General features: G+C 73.1%; 15 protein-coding genes. 5 read left to right on the top strand and 10 right to left on the bottom strand.

The genetic code is table 11. From position 1 onward, the window contains the following. Positions 1-497: 497 nt before the first annotated feature. The 4 genes from AB0I66_RS16730 to AB0I66_RS16715 form a co-directional block, all read right to left on the bottom strand. Positions 498-4,718 (bottom strand): SAV_2336 N-terminal domain-related protein, encoded by a 4,221-nt coding sequence (locus AB0I66_RS16730; RefSeq protein ID WP_363208555.1) that lies wholly within the window; start codon positions 4,716-4,718, stop codon positions 498-500. Next, a complete protein-coding gene (locus AB0I66_RS16725) occupies positions 4,708-5,724 on the bottom strand; it encodes a MoxR family ATPase (protein ID WP_363208554.1) in 1,017 nt (338 codons plus the stop codon). The genes AB0I66_RS16730 and AB0I66_RS16725 overlap by 11 nt, the downstream gene beginning before the upstream one ends. A 92-nt stretch (positions 5,725-5,816) precedes the next feature. Beyond that, the gene (locus AB0I66_RS16720) at positions 5,817-7,586 is read right to left on the bottom strand and encodes a trypsin-like peptidase domain-containing protein (RefSeq protein WP_363208553.1); all 1,770 of its coding nucleotides are present in this window, start codon (positions 7,584-7,586) and stop codon (positions 5,817-5,819) included. Further along, positions 7,583-7,939 carry a CU044_2847 family protein gene (locus AB0I66_RS16715; protein WP_363208552.1) on the bottom strand — a complete coding sequence of 119 codons (357 nt, stop codon included), beginning with the start codon at positions 7,937-7,939 and terminating at the stop codon, positions 7,583-7,585. Before AB0I66_RS16715 ends, AB0I66_RS16720 begins: the two co-directional genes overlap by 4 nt. Before the next feature lie 231 nt (positions 7,940-8,170). Between AB0I66_RS16715 and AB0I66_RS16710 the strand changes: the two genes are divergently transcribed. Next, entirely contained in the window at positions 8,171-11,902 is a 3,732-nt protein-coding gene (locus AB0I66_RS16710) for a S8 family serine peptidase (protein WP_363208551.1), read from the top strand. A 375-nt stretch (positions 11,903-12,277) separates the two neighbouring features. Here AB0I66_RS16710 and AB0I66_RS16705 read toward each other — a convergent pair whose 3' ends face one another. Beyond that, positions 12,278-13,111 (bottom strand): ABC transporter permease, encoded by an 834-nt coding sequence (locus AB0I66_RS16705; RefSeq protein ID WP_363208550.1) that lies wholly within the window; start codon positions 13,109-13,111, stop codon positions 12,278-12,280. Beyond that, positions 13,108-14,016 carry an ATP-binding cassette domain-containing protein gene (locus AB0I66_RS16700; RefSeq protein ID WP_363208549.1) on the bottom strand — a complete coding sequence of 303 codons (909 nt, stop codon included), beginning with the start codon at positions 14,014-14,016 and terminating at the stop codon, positions 13,108-13,110. The genes AB0I66_RS16705 and AB0I66_RS16700 overlap by 4 nt, the downstream gene beginning before the upstream one ends. A gap of 132 nt (positions 14,017-14,148) precedes the next feature. Between AB0I66_RS16700 and AB0I66_RS16695 the strand changes: the two genes are divergently transcribed. The 4 genes from AB0I66_RS16695 to AB0I66_RS16680 all read left to right on the top strand — a co-directional run bounded on the left by AB0I66_RS16695 (position 14,149) and on the right by AB0I66_RS16680 (position 18,402). Beyond that, entirely contained in the window at positions 14,149-15,357 is a 1,209-nt protein-coding gene (locus tag AB0I66_RS16695) for a sensor histidine kinase (protein ID WP_363208548.1), read from the top strand. Then, on the top strand, positions 15,354-16,052 hold the full coding sequence (locus AB0I66_RS16690; protein WP_363208547.1) for a response regulator transcription factor: 699 nt from the start codon (positions 15,354-15,356) through the stop codon (positions 16,050-16,052). Before AB0I66_RS16695 ends, AB0I66_RS16690 begins: the two co-directional genes overlap by 4 nt. Before the next feature lie 34 nt (positions 16,053-16,086). After that, complete coding sequence (locus AB0I66_RS16685) at positions 16,087-16,968, top strand: hypothetical protein (RefSeq protein ID WP_363208546.1); 882 nt, start codon at positions 16,087-16,089, stop codon at positions 16,966-16,968. A gap of 219 nt (positions 16,969-17,187) precedes the next feature. Next, positions 17,188-18,402 (top strand): Cmx/CmrA family chloramphenicol efflux MFS transporter, encoded by a 1,215-nt coding sequence (locus tag AB0I66_RS16680; protein ID WP_363208545.1) that lies wholly within the window; start codon positions 17,188-17,190, stop codon positions 18,400-18,402. Here the strand turns inward: AB0I66_RS16680 and AB0I66_RS16675 are convergent. Genes AB0I66_RS16675 through AB0I66_RS16660 form a run of 4 tightly spaced genes read right to left on the bottom strand, consistent with a single transcriptional unit; the run spans position 18,330 to position 20,872 of the window. Beyond that, complete coding sequence (locus tag AB0I66_RS16675; protein ID WP_363208543.1) at positions 18,330-18,923, bottom strand: hypothetical protein; 594 nt, start codon at positions 18,921-18,923, stop codon at positions 18,330-18,332. The genes AB0I66_RS16680 and AB0I66_RS16675 overlap by 73 nt on opposite strands. Next, positions 18,904-19,743 carry an FkbM family methyltransferase gene (locus tag AB0I66_RS16670; RefSeq protein ID WP_363208542.1) on the bottom strand — a complete coding sequence of 280 codons (840 nt, stop codon included), beginning with the start codon at positions 19,741-19,743 and terminating at the stop codon, positions 18,904-18,906. The genes AB0I66_RS16675 and AB0I66_RS16670 overlap by 20 nt, the downstream gene beginning before the upstream one ends. Then, the gene (locus AB0I66_RS16665) at positions 19,740-19,967 is read right to left on the bottom strand and encodes a Trm112 family protein (protein WP_363208541.1); all 228 of its coding nucleotides are present in this window, start codon (positions 19,965-19,967) and stop codon (positions 19,740-19,742) included. The genes AB0I66_RS16670 and AB0I66_RS16665 overlap by 4 nt, the downstream gene beginning before the upstream one ends. After that, a complete protein-coding gene (locus tag AB0I66_RS16660) occupies positions 19,967-20,872 on the bottom strand; it encodes a hypothetical protein (RefSeq protein WP_363208540.1) in 906 nt (301 codons plus the stop codon). Before AB0I66_RS16660 ends, AB0I66_RS16665 begins: the two co-directional genes overlap by 1 nt. Between the last annotated feature and the right edge of the window lie 10 nt (positions 20,873-20,882).

The following is a 20,882-nucleotide window of genomic DNA, read 5'->3' as shown; positions in this document are numbered from 1 at the left end:
CGCGGGGCGCTGCGAGCGTGCCGCAGGCCTTGGGGGAGCGCTGTGGGGGTGTTGTGGGCTGTGGGGGTGGGGGTGTTCGTCGGTTGTGGGGTTGGGGGCGGTCGGTTGGGGTGGGGGCTGGTTGCCGTGTGTGCGGGGGCGGGTGTGCGGGCTGGGGGGGGGGAGCGTTGTGCGGGGTGCTGGGGTTTGCGGGGTGGGGGTGTTCGTCGGTTTTGCGGTTAGGGGGCCGTCAGTTGAGGCGGGGGGTGTTCGTCGGTTGTGGGGTTAGGGGCCGTCAGTTGAGGCGGGGGCCGGTCGTCGTGTGTGTGGGGGCGGGTGTGCGGGGCTTGGGGGGAGCGTTGTGCGGGGTGTTGGGGTTTGCGGGGTGGGGGTGTTCGTCGGTTGTGGGGTTAGGGGCGCGGTCAGTTGGGGTGGGGGGCGGTCGTCGTGTGTGTGGGCGGGCGTGCGGGGCTTGAGGGGGTGGGTTCGGGTGTTGGGGCTCGTGGGGTGGGGGGGGGTCAGTGGTTGGGGAGTAGGTCGGTCAGGTGGGACAGGTCGCTGATCGTCGTGTAAGCGCCGGTGGCCGCCAGGCGTTCGCGGGACCCGGGGCTCGGGGCGTAGCCGATGAAGGCGATGCGCAGGCTTCGCGCGGCGGCCGCCTCCGCCGTCGTGGAGCCGACCATGACGCAGCGGTCCGCCGGGGTGCCCAGCTGCGCCAGCGCGCGGCGCGGGCAGTCGGGGTCGGGCATGAGGAGGGTGAGGTCCGAGGTGCGGCCGTGGATCTGGACCTCGGGGAGATGGAGCCCCTTGGCGCCCAGATAGGCCACCACCGCCCGCGGCGACGCGTCGGTGACGACGGCCAGGCGGAGAGCCCTCTCGGGCCGGGCCAGGGTGTGCAGGACGGACGCGACGTACGGCTCCGGCTTCGCGGTGAGCGCCGCCTGCATCTCGATCTCCTCCAGGCGTAGGCGCAGCTCCTGGGCCAGCGTGCGGTGCCGGGCGAAGGGGCGCAGCACGTCCATGGGGTGGACGCGGTCGGCCGTGCCGCCCGGCGAGGAACCCTCGGGCAGCAGGGGCGTGCCGGCCAGCGCCGCCTCGGGGTCACGCCGCTCGGCGACCAGGGCGGTGAGGGCGCGGGCGGCGTGCCGGGCGGACTGATCCGAGTAGAGCCGGGCGAGGGTCCCGTCGAAGCCGAGGAGGACGGCTTCGACGGTGGCGGGCAGTGGGGCTGGGGGCGGCTCGGTGGACACCTCGCAGTACCAGTCGTCGGACTGCGGGACCGGATCGAACCGGTGCGGCAGACGTCCCGAGCTGTTGAGACGCTGGTGCAGGTCGTTGGAGACGATCACGACGGCGCGTCTGCCGTCCCGCCCGAGCAGATGCCGCGGCCCGGACGGGATCGTCGGCGCCGAGACCGTCGGGTCCGGCTCATGGGTGAAGGTGACCCCCAGCCCGAGCACGGGGAAGGCCTCCAGCGCGGACGGGAGTTCGTTGACCGTCGTGGTCAGTACGTGCAGGACGTGCACCTCGGGGGCCACGGTCACGTCCCAGCCGCGCGGGCGGGGACGCATCGCGAACTGATCGGGGGTGATGCCGCCCCGGATGAGCAGGTGGGAGATCTCCCGGCCCAGGTTCTGCCGTACGTCCTCCTGGCGGCCCACAGGGCGCGCGAGGTACTCGAAGGTGACCGTGGTCGGCGGGGTGACCGGCTGGTCGTCCGCGGTCTCCCGCCGGACGCCGAGGTCGTCGAGCTGGTCGCTGGGGAGTTCCTCGTTCGGGGCGAGCACTTCGTCCAGTTCGGCCTGCTCCAGTTCGGCCTGCTCCTGCTCCTGCTCGCTCGCGCCGAGCTCCCGGTTCAGCTCCACCTGCGCGTGGAGCAGGGACTGCCGCAGGCGGTTGATCTCGGCGCGGGTGGCGCGGGCCGCCGGGCCGGGGACGCCTTCCAGGGGGGCGCCGCGCCACAGGTCAAGGGCGGCCCTGACCAGCTCGCGGGCCCGGGTGGGGTCGCCCGCGAAGCGGGCGTCACGTGCGTCGTCGTGCAGCCGCTGGAATCGGAACAGGTCGACGACGTCGGGGCCGGTCGGGAGGGCCAGCGAGTACGTGCCGCTCCCCGCCACCACGGAGTCGGGGCCCAGCGCGTTGCGCAGGCGGGAGGCGTAGGTGCCGAGCAGGCGGGGCGCGTCCGCGGGTCTGTCGCCCCCGCCCCACATGCCGTGGAGCAGCTCGTCGTGGGGCACGTCTCGCCCGCGCCCGAGCAGCAGCATGCAGAGCATGGCCTGCTCCCGGGCGGAGCCGGTGGCGAGGGGCCGGCCGCCGCGGGCGACGCGCAGAGGGCCCAGCAGGGAGTACGTGCGTTCGTGCGACGCGGGCGTGGAGAGCTGGGTGAGCCGCTTCAGGCCCTGGCTCCGGCGCTCGGGGTCCGTCGAGCCGAGATCCGTGACGGCCGAGAGAAGCGCCTCGCCGAGGCCACCGGGCTCAGCAAGGCCACCGGGCTCAGCAAGGCCACCGGGCTCACCAAGGCCACCGGGCTCACCGATACCGCCGGGCTCACGGCGACCTGGCCGCAAGCGCGAGCTCACCTCGTCGATTCCCTCCGCGGCGGCCTCGCCGGTCCCCGCGTACATCTGGCGTACGAGGCGGCCGAGTGCGGTGAGGTCGGCCCGGCCGCTCTCCTCGCCGTGGGGGATGAGCGTGAAGCCGCAGAGCACGGCGCCCCCGTGCGGCGGGAGCCGCACGAAGGCGGGGGAGAGGGCGCCGTGGGTCATGCCGGCGGTGTGCAGGGCGGAGACCGCGCGGGCGAGGGGCGGGACCAGGTCGAGGAGGAGGGGGGCGGGCAGACCGTCCGGGCGGTCCGCCAGGAGCTCCGCGAGGCTGCGGCCCTCGATGAAGTCCATGACCACGTACGGGACTTCACCGTTCACGTAGTCCCGTACGGCCGCCACATGCGGATGGCGGAACCGGGACAGTTGCCGCGCCGCCCGCGTGAAGTCGGCGCGGAGCCACTGCGGCGCCTGCGGGTAGCGCTGCACCACCACGGGCTCGCCGTCCCGGCGCAGATCCTCCGCGAGCCACACGCTGTCGCTCTGCCCGATCCGCCGCACCATCCGGTAGCGATCGCCGAACAGCTCCGCCTCCCGGACCCCGCCCAGCTGCCGCACGCTGTCCGGAGTGACCGTCGCGAAGGGCTCGCCCACCGGAGTCCCCGGCCCGGCGCCCCCGCCGGACGCCGCCACCGCCCGCAGTTCCCCGGGTGCCGTGCCCGCACGCTCGTCGATCAGACCGCCGACCCGGGCGAGCAGCTCCCGCGTACGCCCCCGCGCGGTACGGGGAAGCGTACGGAGCAGCAAGTCCCGTACGCCGTCCCGGAATTCATAGGACCCGGCGCCCCCGCCCGAGGAAAGCATCCCGCTGAGGATCACCTCCGCCAGGTGCTGCGGACGCGGACGCTCCTCCACCGCGGCCTGGACGAGCCGCATCACCGGCAACTGCGCCTCTCCCACGGCGAGATGACCCGCGAGGCGGAAGGCCTCGGGGGAGGCGGTGGACCGGAAGCGGAGCACGAGATCCTCGGGCGAGGCCCGGGTGGCGTCCTCGGCGGCCGCTTCGGCATCCGGAGGCGCCGTACCCAGCCACCCCACCGCGCCCGGCAGCCGCGCCCCACCCGCGTCCGCCACCAGCGCCGCCCAGTGGGAGAGCCACGTCCCGGCGGGTTCGAGGACCGGGATCGGCACCGCGTCGTCGGGCGGCGCCTCCGAGGCGGCGTACGGCGTGAAGGCGAGGGCCGCGGACGGTGCCGCCGGGTGCGGGGCCGAGAGGGAGCCCGGGGTCGTGGGCAGAGCCGTGGTGCGCCAGAGGCGTTCCGGGAGTGGCTGGATCACGGCCACCGGGTGGTGCGCGGCCCAGCGGCGCAGCGTGCGGTACCAGCGGGTGCCCGCCGCGCCGGTACGCCACTGCGGGCCCATGCAGTCGCTGATCACCAGGGTGACCGTGCGGCCCGACGCGGGGGCGTGCGCCGCCTGGGGCGGGACCGTGCCGTCCGGCTCCGCGCGGTGCAGTTCCACCGTGCGGAAGATGCCGGACTGGGCGAGTGCCGTGTGGAGTTCTTGGACCAGGGGGCGCCAGATCGGCATGGTGGGGCCCGCGTCGTACACCAGGCACAGGCGCAGCCAGCGTTCCTCGGCGGGGCGCAGGACCGGCAGCCAGCCGCGGGGGTGGCCGCCGAGGCGGGCGATGCGGTCGGCCGTGGCCTCCTCGTCGATGATTTGGCCGACCGGGGAGGGGACGCGGCGCTTCAAGGGGCGCAGGGCGCGTTGCAGGGTGAGGGGGTGGGTCACCATCGGGGGGACGGGGACCCGGACCGGGGTGTGCTCCGTTGATGCTTCCGCCGTGGGTGTGTCGGATGCGTGCGACGGGTTCTCGGGGGAGGCGGAGGTCGTCGATGCGTCGCCGTCGGGCCGGGCGGGCAGCAGGAGGGGCACCCGGTCGTCCGGCGCGGGTGCGGGGGCGGGGTCGGCCGGGTGCGGGTCCGGCGACGGGCTCACCGGCGGTGGCGTGGGCTCCGTCTGCGCCGCGTCGGCGGAAGCTTCCTGCCGCGTCGGCTCGGCGCCCTCCATCTGGCCCGCGAGCCACAGGAGTTCGGCAAGCTCGGTCGACGTGGGGCGTGACCCGGCCGCCGCCTCCGCGAGAAGATCGGCGAGCCGCGCGACGGGACCCCGGGGCCGGGGCGCGTCAGAGTGCATCGGGGCCCGGATCCGCGGCCTGCGTGAGGTACGGCATCAGCTGCCGCGCGAGCTCGTCGCGCGACCCCGCGTCGACGCCCGCCGCACCGGTCAGGTAGATCGCGTTCAGGAGCTGGTCCGTGGCGAGTTCGCCGCCGGTGCCGCGCTCCAGGAAGCGGGCGATGAGCGTGCGGGCGTAGGCGTCGGGCTCGCCGAGGTGGGCCCGGACGATCTCCTCCAGGTGCTCGTCGCGGGGCTGGCGCAGACGCAGCGTGACGCAGCGGCGCAGGAACGCCGGCGGGAACTCGCGCTCGCCGTTGCTGGTGAGGACGACGAAGGGGAAGGCCCGGCAGCGCACGCGGCCGCGCTCGACGGTCACCGGGTCGTCCGAGCCGTCGGCCAGGAGGGCCGCCTTCGGGGTGTGCTTGGCGATCCGTACCAGCTCGGGGATCTCGTACTGGCCCTCCTCCAGGATGTTCAGGAGGTCGTTGGGCAGGTCGAGGTCGCTCTTGTCGATCTCGTCGATGAGCAGGGCGCGCGGGCGTTCGTAGGGGAGGAGCGCCGTGCCGAGCGGGCCGAGGCGGAGGTGGTCCTCGACGCCCGCGCCGTCCCGCGACGCCTTGGCCCGCGGGGCGCGCCCCGCCGCGTACAGCCGCGACAGCGGGTCGTACTGGTAGAGGCCGTCGTGCAGGGCGCTGCGGCTCGTGATGTTCCAGCGCAGCACCGGGCCGAGGCCCAACTCCCGTGCCACCGCGTACGCGAGACTCGACTTGCCGCTGCCCGGCGGGCCCGTCACCAGGAGCGGACGGCGCAAGTACAGCGCCGCGTTGACCAGTTGGACGCAGGTCTCCGTGGCCCGGTAGGTGTGCGCCCGGTGCACGCGGTCCGGGGAGGTCGCCGAGCCGTCGTCCGTGGGCGTGTCGAGGACCGGGCCGCCGTCGAAGGCGCGCCAGGGCGGCGGCGGAGGCAGCCGGGTGATCCCGTCGTGGGGCTCGTTCGTGCCGGTGTAGACGGGCCACAGGGACATGATCGGGGTTCTCCGTATTCCTGCGTCGGGCTCGGGATGTGAGGTGTGCGGTGCGGGCGGTGCGTGCTGTGCGTGCGGTGCGTGTGGCGGGCTCAGGCGACGGGGGAGTGGTGGTGGGCGGCGGGTGCGTCGGGGAAGCAGCGCGGGTCGTCCCAGAGGAGCTGCACGTCCCTCGCCCAGTGGGTGTCCGGCTCGTCCGAAGCCTCCGCGGCCTCCCGCAACGTGAGGATGGTGCGCGGGAGTTCGGCGGGTGAGTGGCCCGCGACGTGGGCGGCGATGCGGTCCAGGAAGTCGGAGCCCGCGCAGGTGTTGTCGGAGCGGTCGGAGCGGTGACCGGGGTCCTCGCAGCCCGTGCGCGGCCACAGGATGACCGGCACCGGCACGGTGAGCGAGACGTCGAAGTGCGACACGTCGGCGTCGGGACCGGCGCGCTCGGCGCGTGGCGGCGCGGCGAACCCGGCCAGGTCCGCGCCGTCGCGCCGCAGCCGGAACCGCAGCTTGTTGGGTTTCTCCTCGGTGCCGCACTCGACGCGGTGCAGGACGGTCGGCGCGCCGTCGTCCAGGTGCTCCCACTTGCGGGCGAGCCGGTGCCGCAGACCGCCCTTGCGGCGCGAACGGTCGGTCACGACCAGGGGGTACGAGCAGCCGAGCGGGGTCGGGTCGTCGGCCCCGCACTCCCACCGGGCCACCGGCCAGTTCAGCAGCGCGCGGGGCAGCACGAACGCCAGCAACTCGTCCGTGCCGGGGGTGAGATGGGAGAAGGCGTCGTCGACGCTCTCCTGGACGTACGCGCGCACGTGCCCCGCGGGCAGGGTGTGCGAGCTCACGGGGTGGCGCAGCCCCTCGCGGTAGGCGGACACCTCGACCAGGAGCTGGTCGTCGCCCGCGCCGCTGTGGTCGATCTCGACGAGGATGGGCGACCAGACGGGCGGCTCCCCCGGCTTCTCGGGAGCCCCCGCCTCCCCCGCCTTCCCCAGCTCCCCGGCCTCCCCCGGTTTCGGCGGGGCAGGGGCCGCGGGCGCTTCGAGCAGGCCCGCGAGACGGTCGGCGAGGCGCGTCACCGCGTCCGGCTCTTCGACCTCCCAGAGGATGTACCAGGCCGCCGACCACAGCGAGCCGAAGCCCTCCGGCGGCACGGGCGGCCCGAACGGGCCCACCGCGTCGCGGTACAGCCGCTCCGGATCGCGGCCGACTTCGGTGTCCGCCGCCCGGTCCACCAGGGCGCGCAGCCGCCCCTTCGCGGGTCGCTGATGCCCGGGGATGGGGACCAGGTCGCCGAGCGGGGGCCAGTAGCGTGCCATGACGGAGGTGGGCAGCATCCGCCCGTTGCGTACGCCGCTGGACGCGCGGGCGGCGGCCGACACCATGCCCACCACCTGGTTGCTGTCCGCGAGGGTCACCGCCGCGCCGCTGAACCCCGGCGCCAGCGGCTGCCCGTGGGCGCTCCACGCCTCCAGCTGGACCCACTCGTCGGCGATCCGCTGGGCGGCGGTGGCGCGGTACTCGGCGAGGGTGCCCTCGCGGTAGCCCTTGGGGAATCCGTACACCAGGAGCCGGGGGCGGGGCTCGGCGTACGCGTCGTCGGGCGCCGCGAACTCGGCGGGCCGTACCGGCACCGCGTGTGCGAGCTCCAGGACGGCGAGGTCTCCCAGGTCGCCGCCGTGTCCGTCCCAGCCGCCGTGCGCCTCGACGACGGCGCTCACGACGCCGAGATCCTCGCGGTGCGGGAAGGAGACGGTGATGGGCGCGCCGCTGCTGCGGACGACGTGCGCGCAGGTCAGCACATGCCGCCCGGACACGAGGAAGCCCGCCCCGATCTCGCTCCCGCACGCGATGCGGGCATGCCACGATGCGCTGGTCATGGGGCGGGGACGGCCTCCGGCGGGGTCGCGGCGGCGGGCCCGTCCGGGGTCCAGGCGAGGCGCACCACCAGGTGGCCCTCCGCCGTGCCCTTGACGATCACCGCGCCCGCCTCCGCCGACATCCGCACGCCGAACTCGATCTCCACCGAGTCCGGGCGCAGGCTGCCGTCGCGGAACACCCGCAGCGCGGACTCCGCCGCCGCGCGGGCTCCAGCGAGCGACTCCTCGAAGGTGCGGACCGCGCGGGAGGGGCCTTCGCCGCGCGAGATGAGGTGGGAGCCGTGCGTGTCCTCCACGTCGGCCATGACGACCCGTGTGCCGTCGTCGGTCGTGAACTCCACCAGATCGTCCATCAATGCCCCCGTCGCACCCTGCTACGCCTGCCAACCGCATTGTTACGGAAGGTCCTTGCAACTGTCACCCGTGTACCGGGCCACGGACGCGTACGGGTGAGGCTGGCGGGAAGGTGCCCTGGCGGCTTCCCGCCAGCACCCGTCAACACCCCCGCAACACAAGCCCCCCGACACTTTTCGCAGCACCCGGGAACCACCCCCCAGCCCGGGTCCGACGAAGAGAGGGCACCCATGACCCGATCCCCCGCGTGGCGAAGAGCCAGGCTGCTGCCTGCCGTCGGTCTCGCGTTCGCGCTGCTGCCGACCGGGCAGGCCGCCACCGCGGCTCCGTCCGATGTGCCGGAAGGGCGGGCCACCCCCGCCACCTCCGCCGCGCACGCCGCCCACACCGTCACCCTGGTGACCGGCGACAAGGTCACCGTCACGGAACTCGGCGGCGGCAAGCGGACCGTCACCGTCGACCGGCCCGCCGGGGCCACCGGAGCCGTGCGGAGCGAGATCGCGGGGGACCGCATCACCGTCGTGCCGGACGAGGCGCGGCCCTATCTGAGCGCGGGCACCCTCGACGAGCGGCTCTTCGACGTGACGGAGCTGATACGCCAGGGCCTCGGGGACGAGAAGGGCGGTGCGCTGCCGCTCATCGTCACGTACGACAAGAACGCCCGCCGTGACGCGGGACCGGCGACGCCCCGTGGCGCCGACAAGGTGCGCGCGCTGCCCAGCGTGGGCGGCCTCGCGGTGAAGGCGGCCGAGCCGGGAACCTTCTGGCGCGATGTCGCTCCGGGCTCCGCCAAGTCGGGCCGTACGAGGTCGGGTCCCTCCGGGGACCTCGCGGACGGCATCGACAGGATCTGGCTCGACGGCCGCGTCGAGGCCGACATGGCGCGGAGCAACGAGCAGATCGGCACCCCCGAGGCATGGGAGGCCGGGCTCACCGGCAAGGGCGTGAAGGTGGCCGTCCTCGACACGGGGGTGGACGCGGGGCACCCCGGGCTCAAGGGCCGGGTGGACGCCACCAAGAGCTTCATCCCGGGCGAGGAGGTCGCCGACCGCAACGGCCACGGCACCCATGTGGCATCGACCGTCGGCGGCAGCGGCGCCGAGTCCGAGGCCGACAAGGAGAAGGGCGTGGCGCCGGGTGCCGCGCTCTCCGTCGGCAAGGTGCTCAGTGACGAGGGCTCCGGCAGCGAGTCGCAGATCATCGCCGGCATGGAGTGGGCGGCCAAGGACGTCGGCGCCAAGGTCGTCTCGATGAGCCTCGGTTCGCAGGAGGCCAGCGACGGCACCGACCCGATGGCGGCCGCGGTCAACACCCTCTCCAAGGAGACCGGCGCGCTCTTCGTCATCGCCGCGGGCAACACCGGTGCCCCCTCCTCGATCGGCTCGCCCGGCGCGGCGGACTCCGCGCTGACCGTCGGCGCCGTCGACTCCGCCGACAAGGCCGCCTACTTCACCAGCCAGGGCCCGCGCGCCGGCGACAACGCCCTCAAGCCCGACCTTTCGGCACCGGGCGTCGACATCCTCGCCGCGCGCTCCCAACTCACCGAAGGGGAGGGCTACTACACCGAGATGAGCGGTACGTCGATGGCGACGCCGCACATCGCGGGCGTGGCCGCCCTGCTCGCCGAGAAGCACCCGGACTGGAGCGGGGAGCGCCTCAAGGACGCGCTGATGTCGACGTCCACGCGACTGGACGCGTCGGCGTACGCGCTGGGCGCGGGCCGGGTCAGCGTGCCCGACGCGATCGACGCGCGGGTCACCGCGACCGGGAGCGCCGACCTCGGCTTCTACTCCTGGCCGTACGAGGACAACAAGCCCGTCACCAGGACGGTGACGTACATGAACAACACCGACGCGGCAGTGGAGTTGAGCCTCGCCGCCGAGGGAGCGGCCGAGGGCGTCGCCACCCTCGCCGACAAGACGCTCACCGTCCCCGCGCACGGCACCGCGTCGACCACGGTGACCGGCGACGGCGCGAAGGCGCCCGTCGGCAGCACCAGTGGCCGCATCGTCGCCCGCGCCGCCGGGAAGCCCGTCGCGCACACCGCGTTCGGCCTGGTCAAGGAGGAGGAGCGGTACACGCTCACCGTCCACGTCAAGGACCGTGACGGCGCCGCGACCGGAGCCGGCCTCGTCTACCAGCGGCTCGCGGAGCAGGTCGACCCAGTCCAGGCGGAGGTCGGTGCGTCCGGCACGCTGGAGCTGCGCCTGAAGCCCGGCACGTACGCCCTCTCCTCCTTCCTCGACGTGCGAGGCGGCAACGGCAAGGACTCCCTGGGCCTCGGCTTCCTCGCCGCGCCCGAGATCGTCCTCGACCGGGACCGCGAAGTCACCCTGGACGGGCGCAAGTTGCGCGAGATCGGCGTGGACGTCGGCAAGCGCACGGAGACCCGCCAGCTCCTGATGGAGTACGACCGCCGCGCGAACGGCGCCGTTCTGCAGGGCGCGGTCCAGGTGCCCGTGAAGTACGACAGCGTCTTCGCGGCGCCCACCGCCAAGGTGACCGACGGCAGCTTCGAATACCGCACCGTCTGGCGCCTCGGCAAGCCGTCCCTGGACGTCAAGGGCCTCGGCGAGGTGGTCGCCCAGCCCGGCGGCACGGTGGGCGACGGCCGGAGCAGGCTGCGCATCGTGGACGTGGGCGGCGGCACGGCGGCCGAGTACGCGGGCAAGGACGTCAAGGGCAAGGCCGTGATCGTGCGGCGCGACCCCGGATCGGACACGACGCCCCAGCAGCTCGGCCAGGCGGCGCAGGACGCGGGCGTGAAGGCGCTGTTCGTGACGGACGACGCGCCGGGCAGGCTCAACGCCTGGTTCGGCACGGACGACAACGCGGACCGGCCGCTGCGGATCGGCACGGTCGACGCCGCCGACGGGGCGCGGCTGCGGGCGGCGGCGAAGGCGGGCCGGACCGTGCAGACGACGGCGACCTCACGCACCCCGTACGTGTACGACGTCTCGGAGGGCCACAAGGGCGCGGTGCCCCGCGACCTGACGTACGAGCCTTCAAAGCGTGAACTGGCCGTCCTGAACACGAAGTTCCACGCGGTGAAGCCCGTGGCGGGCGGCGAGTTCCGCTACTCGCTGACCGACACCTTCGACGTCGGGATCGGCTTCCAGGAGAAGATCGACTATCCGGTGGAGCGGACGGATTACGCGTCCACGGGAGCCGGCCAGCTGTGGCACGAGTCGGTGTCGGTCGGTCCGGGCGTCCTGGAGGAGCGGAGCGGCCTGATCGCCTACCGGGGCGGCAAGCGCGGCGAGCTGAACTGGTTCAAGCCCGTGTGGCATCCGTGGCTGGGCACGGGCCTCGGCTGGGGCCAGCAGCGGACCGGGAACGACCTGGAGTTCAACGTCCCCGGGTGGGGCGACTCCGGGCCCGACCACACGGGGTTCGGTGACGTGTGGAACGACGACTCGATGACGCAGTTCACCGAGGTCCACGCGGACGGGAAGCTGGTCGACCGGCGTCAGAGCTCGGCGGCGTACGCATGGGACGCGAACCCGGAGCCGACGACGTACAAGGTCGTGACGGACACGACGCTCGATCCGGAGCGGTGGCGCCTGGCCACGAAGGGCCACTCCGAGTGGACCTTCACGTCGAAGGAGACGCCGAGCGACCGCAGGACCTTCCTGCCGCTCCTCAACCTCGGCTTCGACGTGGACACCGACCTCGCGGGCGACGTACGGGGCGGCCGCAGCGTGCCGGTCGGGATCTACTCCGAGTACGTCAAGGGCGCGCCGGACACCGGGACCATCGGCGGCGGCAAGCTGGAGGTGTCGTACGACGACGGGAAGAGCTGGACCGGGGTGAAGCTGGACCGGGACGGCACCGAGGCCGCCTGGAGCGGGAAGCTGAAGGTGCCCGGTTCCGCCGAGTACATCTCGCTGCGGGCCTCGGCCAAGGATGACCGGGGCGGTTCCGTCACGCAGGAGATCGTGCGGGCGGTCGGGGTGAAGTAGCGGACGGCCGAACGCGGCGGCGCCGCCTCCCCTGGGACGGGGGAGGCGGCGTCGCTGTGAGTACTTCAGGGTGACGTCAGACGAGCCAGCCGAGGAAGTGGGCGATACCGGCGACGACGTCAGTGATGATGTTCATGGTGGTGCTTCTCCTTGTGGGACTTTCAGGATGTTCCAACTCCCGGACCCCGTATGGGACATGGACCGGGAGCGCCGTAACTACGGTCTGCAGCCCGTCGCTTGCGCACCGTAATCATCGTCAATCACAGAGGCCACATGCAATCCCTGGCGTGACGATCACCTGTTCCAGGGAACAACTGCTCCCCTGTTCGCATTTTCGAGACGAATGGCTGTGGAGCACGGGCATGTGCCCGGGCCTCACTGGTCGCGGCGTTGCACGGCGGTCACGGCCACCGTCGCCGCGATCAGGGCCCAGGCCGCGTAGACCGTCCAGGCCCCCGTGGCCGTCCATGGATAGAGGTCCGGGGGGCCGCCCGGCTGGGCCAGGCGGTCCCAGGCGTTGAGGGGGAGGGCGTGGGAAAGGGTCGCCGTCCAGCGGCGGTCGTCGGTGAGGAGGGCGGGGAAGAGGACGAGCACCGCGAAGACGGCGGCCACGGTGGTGGCGCCGTGCCGGACGAGCGCGCCGAGCGCCATGCCCGCGAGGGCACAGACCGGAGCCAGGAGCGCGGACGCCACGACCGCGCGCAACGCGCCGGGGTGCGCGATCCCGATGCCCGCGTCGCGTCCGGACAGGATCGCCTGGGTGAGGGTGAAGGAGGCCGCGCTCACCACCGCACCGAACGCCGTCGTCACCGCGCCGATCACGGTGACCTTGGCGGCCGTCACCGCGCGGCGGTCCGGGACCGCGGTGAACGTCGTACGGATCATGCCGGTGCCGTACTCGCCGACGACCGGCAGCGCGCCGGCGGCTCCGACGGTCAGCATGTAGAGGAGCGCGCCGTTCGAGGTGAAGGCCTCCATGAGCGGGATGCCGTCACGGATGAAGTCCGCCCGGTCGGAGTCGTTCCGCTCCGACCAGTAGCGATACGTGTCGTAGGCCGTGCCCACGTTGAACGCGAGGACCGACAGCGCGCTCAGCAGGAACACCCAGGCCGTCGAGCGCAACGACCAGAGTTTGATCCACTCGGCCGCGACGAGGTCGCGGAAGCGGGCGCGGGGTTCGGCGGCCACGGAAGCGGTGAGGGTCGTCATCGCGTCTCTCCTGCCAGGTATTCGACGCTGTCGGCGGTCAGTTCCATGAACGCCTCCTCCAAGGAGGCGGTGCGGGTCGTCAGTTCATGGAGCAGGAGCCGCTCGCGGAAGGCGAGTTCGGCGATGCGGGGCGCGGGCAGGCCGGTGACGATGAGCGTGCCGCCGTCCGCCTCCACCGACGCGCCCTCCGCATTCAATGCTTCCGTGAGCTTGCCGGGGTCCGGGGTACGCACCGTCACGCTCGGCCGCGTGCCCCGCGCCGCGAAATCTGTCAGGCTCTCCGCCGCGATCAGCTCGCCCCGGCCGATGACGATCAACTGGTCGACCGTGTTCTCCATCTCGGACATGAGGTGGCTGGACACGAAGACCGTGCGGCCCTCGGCGGCAAGGCGTCGGAAGAGCCCGCGCACCCATTTCACGCCCTCCGGATCAAGGCCGTTGAGAGGCTCGTCGAAGAGCAGTACCGGTGGATCACCGAGCAGCGCGGTGGCGATGCCGAGCCGCTGCCGCATGCCCAGCGAGAAGCCGCCGATCCGGCGCCGTGCCGCGCCCGCGAGCCCCACCTCGCGCAGCACCTCGTCGACCCGGGCGCGCGGGATGCGGTTGCCGCGCGCCAGGCCGTGCAGGTGGGCCGCGGCCCACCGCCCGCCGTGCGCGTCGCCCGCGTCGAGCAGCGCGCCGACATGACGCAGGCCGCGCGGACGGTCGCGGAAGGGGCGCCCGTCGATGGTCACCGTGCCGCGGGTGGGGTCGTGCAGGCCGAGCAGCAGCCGCAACGTGGTGCTCTTGCCCGCGCCGTTGGGGCCGAGGAACCCCGTGACGTGTCCGGGGCGCACGGTGAAACTCAGGTCCTTGACGGCGGTCTTGCCGCCGTACGTCTTGGTCAGCTCGTTGACTTCGATCACCTGGCACACGCTGCCGGGCCCGCCGCCCCCGCGTCGTCGGACCACCGCCGACAATCGCGCGCCCCGATGTCGACCGTGGGTGTACAGCCACGGTCCGATGACCTGGGAGAGCCGCGTCGTTACGATCAGCGCATGTCCGCCACCCCGCGTCTTCCCCTGCTCAAGCGCATACCCCTGGGCGTCTGGACGGCGGTGACGTGGTGCGCGGTGACGGCCCTGCCCCTCGTCGAGTACGTCCTGATGCCGCCCCGCCAAGATGTCTCGTACGCCTATCCGCGGGACGGCATGCACGGGCTCGGCGCCCAGCTGCTCCTGCTCCTGGCCACCGCCCTGGCCCTCGCGGGCTGTGCCGTGCTGGGCCGCCGGCCGCTGACCGCGACGGGGCTGCTCATGGCGGGCACGGGCACCTCGATGGCGGCCTGGCAGCAGACGGAGATGGTGCCGGCGGCCTGTCTGCCGGTGACGGTCGCCCTCGGCTTCGTCACGGCCCGGAACTCCCGGCGGACCTCGCTGATCGCAAGCTCCCTGGTCCTCGGGGCGCTGTTGGTCCTCTGGGTCCCGCGGGAGCTGCTGGGCTTCGGGCGTGACGACGGCGCCGCGGCGGAGCCGTACATCGCGCTGGTCGCACTCGTCGCCTGGCTCATCGGGAACACGGTGCATCAGGCCCGTGTGCACGCGGAGGACCTCCGCTCACAGGCCGCCACCCAGGCAGTCACCGCGGAACGACTGCGCATCGCAAGGGAGTTGCACGACATGGTCGCCCACAGCATCGGTGTCATCGCCCTCCAGGCAGGGGCGGCGCGGCGGGTCATCGACACCCAACCCGGGGGCGCACGCGACGCGTTGACCGCCATCGAGGCGACCGGCAGGGAGACGCTGTCCGGGCTGCGCCGGATGCTCGGCGCCCTGCGCGAGGCGGAACCCGGCACGACGGAGGCGCCCCTCGGTCCCGAGCCCGGACTCGCCGCCGTCGACCGGCTCGCCGAGACGACGACCGCCGCCGGTGTCCGCGTCGACGTACGGTGGCTCGGCGAACCGAGGCCGCTGCCACCGGAGATCGATGTCTCCGCCTACCGCATCATCCAGGAGGCACTCACCAATGTCGTGCGCCACGCGAGCACCGCGGCGTGCAGCGTGTCCGTCGACTGCCGTGCCGAGGAGCTTGCCATCGAGGTGATCGACGGCGGACGCGGGCACGGCAGCGCCCCGGGCAGCGGCTACGGCCTCCTCGGCATGCGTGAACGGGTCGGCCTGCTGCACGGCGAGTTCTCCGCGGCGCCGCGCCCCGAGGGCGGCTTTAGGGTCGCGGCACGGCTGCCCGTCCCGGCGGGCGCACGATGACGGCCGACCAGGTGCCGGGCCCGGCACCCGTGCGTGTCGTGCTCGTCGACGACCAGCCCCTCGTCCGTGCCGCCCTGCGCATGGTCATCACCGAGGCGCCCGACATCGAGGTCGCGGGCGAGGGGGGCACCGGTTCCGAAGCCGTGCGGCTCGTCGGCGAACTGAGCCCGGACGTCGTGGTGATGGACATCCGCATGCCGGGCATGGACGGCATCGAGGCCACCCGTCTGATCACCGCAGGCCCGCACCGGAACACGCACGTCATCGTCCTCACCACCTTCGACGACGACCATTACGTCTACGGCGCGCTGCGCGCCGGAGCGGCCGGGTTCCTCGTCAAGGACATGGCGCTCGACGACATCCTCGCCGCCGTCCGCGTGGTCGCCGCCGGAGACGGTCTGATCGCGCCGGGCGTCACCCGACGCCTGATCAAGGAGTTCGCGGACCGGCCGACACCGGACTCCCGGCCGCGGAAGAACCTCACCGGCATCACCGACCGCGAACGCGAGGTGCTGACGCTCGTCGGCAGAGGGCTCTCCAACACGGAGATCGCCGCCGAACTCTCCCTCAGCGTCGCCACCGCCAAGACCTATCTGACCCGCCTGCTCGCCAAACTGGACGCGCGTGACCGGGTGCAGCTGGTGATCATCGCGTACGAGACGGGGCTTGTCGGGAGCACGTCGAGAAGTTGTTAGCCTGCGGGGCGAATAATCGAACCCAGGAGGCTCAGTGTCACCCGACCGCCCCACGATCGCCCTGGTCACCAGCAGGCCTCAGCTGGAGACCGGTCTCGACCGTGACCTCCCCGAGCTGGCACGCTCGCTCGGCGCGGCGGACGCCGATGTCGCCACCGTCTCCTGGGACGACCCGGAGGTCGACTGGGAGCGGTTCGACCTCGTCGTCATACGGTCCGCCTGGGACTACAGCGAGCGCGTCGCCGAGTTCGTGGCCTGGGCGGGACGGGTCGCGCGGCTCACCGTCCTGGCCAACCCGGCCTCCGTGGTGCGCTGGAACACCGACAAGCGGTACCTCGCGGAGCTCGCGGCGGCGGGGGTGTCCGTCGTGCCGACCCGCTATCTGGCGCCCGGCGACCCCCTGGAGATCCCCGACGACGGCGAGTTCGTCGTCAAGCCCACCACCGGGGCGGGCGCACGCTACGCCGCCCGGTACGAGAAGGGCGAGTACGACGCCGCCGTACGGCACATCGAGCGGATGCACGGCGAGGGCCTGACCGCGATGGTGCAGCCCTACATGCCGGGCGTCGACGAGACCGGCGAACGTGCGCTCGTCTACGTCGGCGGGCGCTTCCTGCACGCCGTGCGAAAGGGCGCGGTGCTCGCGCCGGGCGCGGCGTACGACGACGAGAAGATGCCGCACCCCGACCTGAGCCCGTGGCAGCCGACCCCCGGCGAACTGGGCGTTTCCGCGCGGGCGTTGGCCGCGGTGCCGGGCTCGCCCGAGCTGCTGTACGCGCGCGTGGACCTCGTCGACGACGCGGACGGCGCGCCCTGCGTCATGGAGCTCGAACTCGTCGAGCCGAACCTTTTCCTCTTCCTGCACGAGGACTCGCTGCCCGCGGTCACCGAGGAGATCCTCACCGCTGCCGGGTAATCGGTGGACGTGGCGGCAGAGGCCCGATTAGCCTGCCGCCATGTCCAGTCCCGAGTCCGACAGACTCCAGCCACCGGCCGGCATGACCGGTGGCTTCCTCTCACGTCACCGGACCCATCGCCGCAGCGCGGACTGACATTCCCCTTTTCTCCTTGGCGCGGCAGCCGCACGGCTGAGCCGCCGCCTTGTCGACCCATGACGTGGGTGCGGAGTCTTCTCATGCCCTTTGCTCTCTACATGCTCGGCCTCGCCGTTTTCGCGCAAGGCACCTCCGAGTTCATGCTCTCCGGTCTCGGCCCCGACATCGCCGCCGACCTCGACGTGTCCCTGTCGACCGCCGGGACGCTGACCTCGGCCTTCGCCGTCGGAATGGTCGTCGGCGCGCCGCTGATGGCCGTGCTCGGCCGCCGGCGGCCGCCCAGGACCGCCCTGCTCACCTTCCTGGTCACCTTCCTGCTCGTCCACGTCGTGGGCGCGCTGACCAGCAGCTTCGCCGTGCTGCTCGCGACCCGCGTCGTCGGCGCGCTCGCCAACGCCGGGTTCCTCGCGGTGGCCCTGGTCGCGGCCGTCGGCATGGTCGAGCCGAACGCCAAGGGGCGGGCCACCTCGGTCCTGCTCGGCGGCGTGACCCTCGCCTGCGTCGCGGGTGTACCGGGCGGCGCGCTGCTCGGGCAGTTCTGGGGGTGGCGGTCCGCGTTCTGGGCGGTGGCCCTCGTCTCGGTGCCCGCCGTCCTCGCGATCCTGCGGTCCGTGCCCGCCGGCGCTCCCGCCGCCGCCCAGGCCGACGCGCGCGCGGAGCTGCGGTCCCTGCGCGAGCCGCGCCTCGTGGTGACGCTGCTGCTCGGGGCGCTGGTGAACGGCGCGACCTTCTGTACGTTCACCTATCTCTCGCCGGTGATCACGAACGTCACCGGTTTCTCCGAGAGCTGGGTGCCCGCGCTCCTCGCGCTCTTCGGCGTCGGGTCGTTCGTGGGGGTCACGGTCTCGGGGCGGTTCGCGGACGCGCGGCCCGTCCCGTTCCTCCTCACGGGCGCGGTGGCGCTGCTCGCGGGGTGGATGATCCTCGCGCTGACCGCCCAGAACTCCGTGGCGGCGGTCGTGCTCGTCCTCGTCCAGGGCGCGCTGTCCTTCGGCGTCGGCTCGGCGCTGATCACCCAGGCGCTGTACGCGGCGACCGGCGCCCCCACGCTCTCCGGCGGCTTCGCCACGGCCGCGCTGAACGTGGGGGCCGCGATCGGTCCCGTGGGCGGCGGCATCGCCCTCGCTGCGGGGCTCGGCCACCGCTCGCCGCTGTGGGTCAGCGCACTGCTCGTGGCGCTCGCGCTCGCGGTGGGCGCGGTGGCGCTCCTGCGCGGGAGGGGTCAGGAGCCGTCCGGGAACGAGAGCCGCTGGAGCAGTCCCCAGGTGAACTCCGCGACGCAGCGCCGCGGCTGACCTGCGCCGTCCGGCGCGGTGAAGGCGAGCCGCCAGCGTGTGGGTGCCGTGCCCTCCATCGGGCGGGCAGGGGGAAACGCGCGGGCGGCCTCGTCGACCGTGCACGACCAGGGGGTGAGGTCGTCGAGGGTGTGGAGCGCGGGGGCCGGGGCGCCGGGCTCCCGGATCAGCCATTCGTTCCACACCGCGCCGTTCGGTGCGCGAAGGACCTCGAAGCGCAGATCGGGCCAGAGCGGCACCGGCCACAACAGGGCCTCGCACTCCAGGTCGCCGATCCGGCGGGTCACGGTGGCCGCGGGCGGGCCCAGGACCGAGCGGTAGCGGGAGGCGGCGCCGCGCGAGCGGGGCGAGCGGGACATCGCCTGCCAGCGGCGGTTGGCCTCGCGCATGTCCGCGACGGAGGCGCCGAGCTCGTGCCGGGCCGCCTCTACCAGGTCCGGGTGGTGGTCGGCCATGCGGCGCAACAGGACCAGCTGGAAGTCGAGCGGGGTGAACGCGGAGCTAGCGGACATGGGCTCCATGGTCGCGCACCGTCGCGGCTCCCGGGCGGCGCCCGTCGGGAAGGAAGAGGACGGAGTTGACGTACCGGGGCCTGCGCGGCGTGAGCACCCTGCGCAGGAGGCCCTGCGACACGACGTACGACGTGTCGTTCTGGTGTGCCTCCAGGTCGAAGTCGGCGAGCGGCAGCCAGGTGTGGTGGGGCAGGACCCAGCCCTCGTAACCGTGCTGCCGGGTGAGCAGCTCGACGATCGGCTTGATCGGCTGGATGCGTGACTCCAGCTCGATGAAGAGGGCGGGACGGTCCCGGGTCAGCAGATCGCGGGCGCCGTGCAGGACCGGCAGTTCGTTGCCGTCCACGTCGATCTTGATGAAGTCGACGTCGCGCAGGCCGAGCCCGTCCAGGGTGAGGCAGGGCACCTCGACCGCCTTGGCATGGATGTCCCTGCGGATGAGCGAGGAGACCCCGCGGTCCCCGCGGTCGCCTTGCGGCAGCCAGAGCCGTGCCGTGCCGGGGCGGTCGGTGGCTGCGGCCTGGATCACCCGGACGTTGCCCGGCGTGGAGGTCTCCAGGAGTCGCGCCAGGTGAGGCACGGGTTCCACGGTCACCACGCGGCGCGCACGCGAGGCCAGGCGGCGCGACCAGGGCCCATACCAGCCGCCGACGTCCACCGCAGTGCCGCAGCCGCGCGGGCAGAGGTCGGCGAGGCGGGCCAGCTCCGGTTCGAAGCGCGGGTAGACGAGGCGGGCCAGGGCGCCGATGAGCCGGGCGGGGAGGTGCGGGGCGAGGCGCGCGGCCACGGTCTTGTGGGGGCTGTCCCCGGTATCGCCGGGGCCCGTCACGGGGAGATCCGCTTCAGGAGCTGCTCGTGCTCGTCCTCCGATATCTGCTCTCCCGACGAGGGCAGGAGCTGCGGTATGCCGTCGATGATCGGGTAGCGGCGGCGCAGCCGCGGGTTGTAGAGGACCTCATCCGGTACGAGGGGTTCCGCGGGCTCCAGAAGGTGCAGCGGGCCCTTGTCCAGCGGACAGGCGAGGATCTTCAGAAGCGGGTCTTCGGGGTTCATCAGCTGGTCAACTCCTTGGTCGGGGGCGTCGGTTGAGGGGGCGGCGCGTCATGCTTGGGCATGGCGAGGAGCACGGAGACCGCGAGCGCGGTGCCCGCGATCCGCAGGGCGAGCCGCAGCGGCTCGTCCGGCAGCGGCTCGCCGAACGCCAGCGTGCCGAGTACCGCGGTGAACAGTGCGGTAACCGTCGTGCACACGGGGACGATGAGCGAGGCCCGGCAGCGCTGCAGCGCGGCCTGGGACATGATCAGGCCGAACGCGCCGGTGAACATCAGGAGATAGGGGTACGGCGAGGCAAGGAGATGCAGCAGGGCCGAGCCCAGGTCCTGCGTCGTCAGGTAACTGGACACGCCCTTGATGGCCAGCGAGCTGACCCCGTACAGGAGCCCGACGGCGACCCCGTACTCGACGCCCGTCGTCGGCAGCCGGTGCCGGTGCTTCGCGCGGCGCTCGGCCGATCCGTACAGCAGGACCCCCGCCGCGAGCGACGGCAGACAGACCGTGAGGACCAGCGCGACGGGCGCGCCGCGGCTCACGGTGTCCGCCTCCTCGTCCAGCGAGAGGACGACCATGAGCAGCGCGGCGAGGATGGCTCCTACGGCGTACCGCTCGCGCCCCGACGTCTGCTCGCCGAGCAGCACCGAGGAGAGCAGCAGCAGGAGCACGAGCCCGGAGACGAAGATGCCCTGCGCGGCGGCGATCGGCAGCGTCCGGTAGACGGCGAGCTGCGCGCCGAACCCGGCGGCGAGCGCGAGCGATCCGCCGATCCACAGCGGGCTGGAGATCACCTGCCGCAGCAGCCGCGCCGGTTTGCGCACGCTGACGGACGGCATCGCCGTCAGGGCCCGTTTCTCCAAAACGAACCCGGTGCTGTAGAGGACGTTCGCAAGGAGGGCTGCGGTCACACCCCACCAC

Origin of the sequence: Streptomyces sp. NPDC050439 (assembly GCF_040655335.1) — a bacterium.
Classification (GTDB): Bacteria; Actinomycetota; Actinomycetes; order Streptomycetales; family Streptomycetaceae; genus Streptomyces.
The sequence above is the reverse complement of the archived record's forward strand: the minus strand, read 5'-3'. Positions and strand labels throughout refer to the sequence as shown.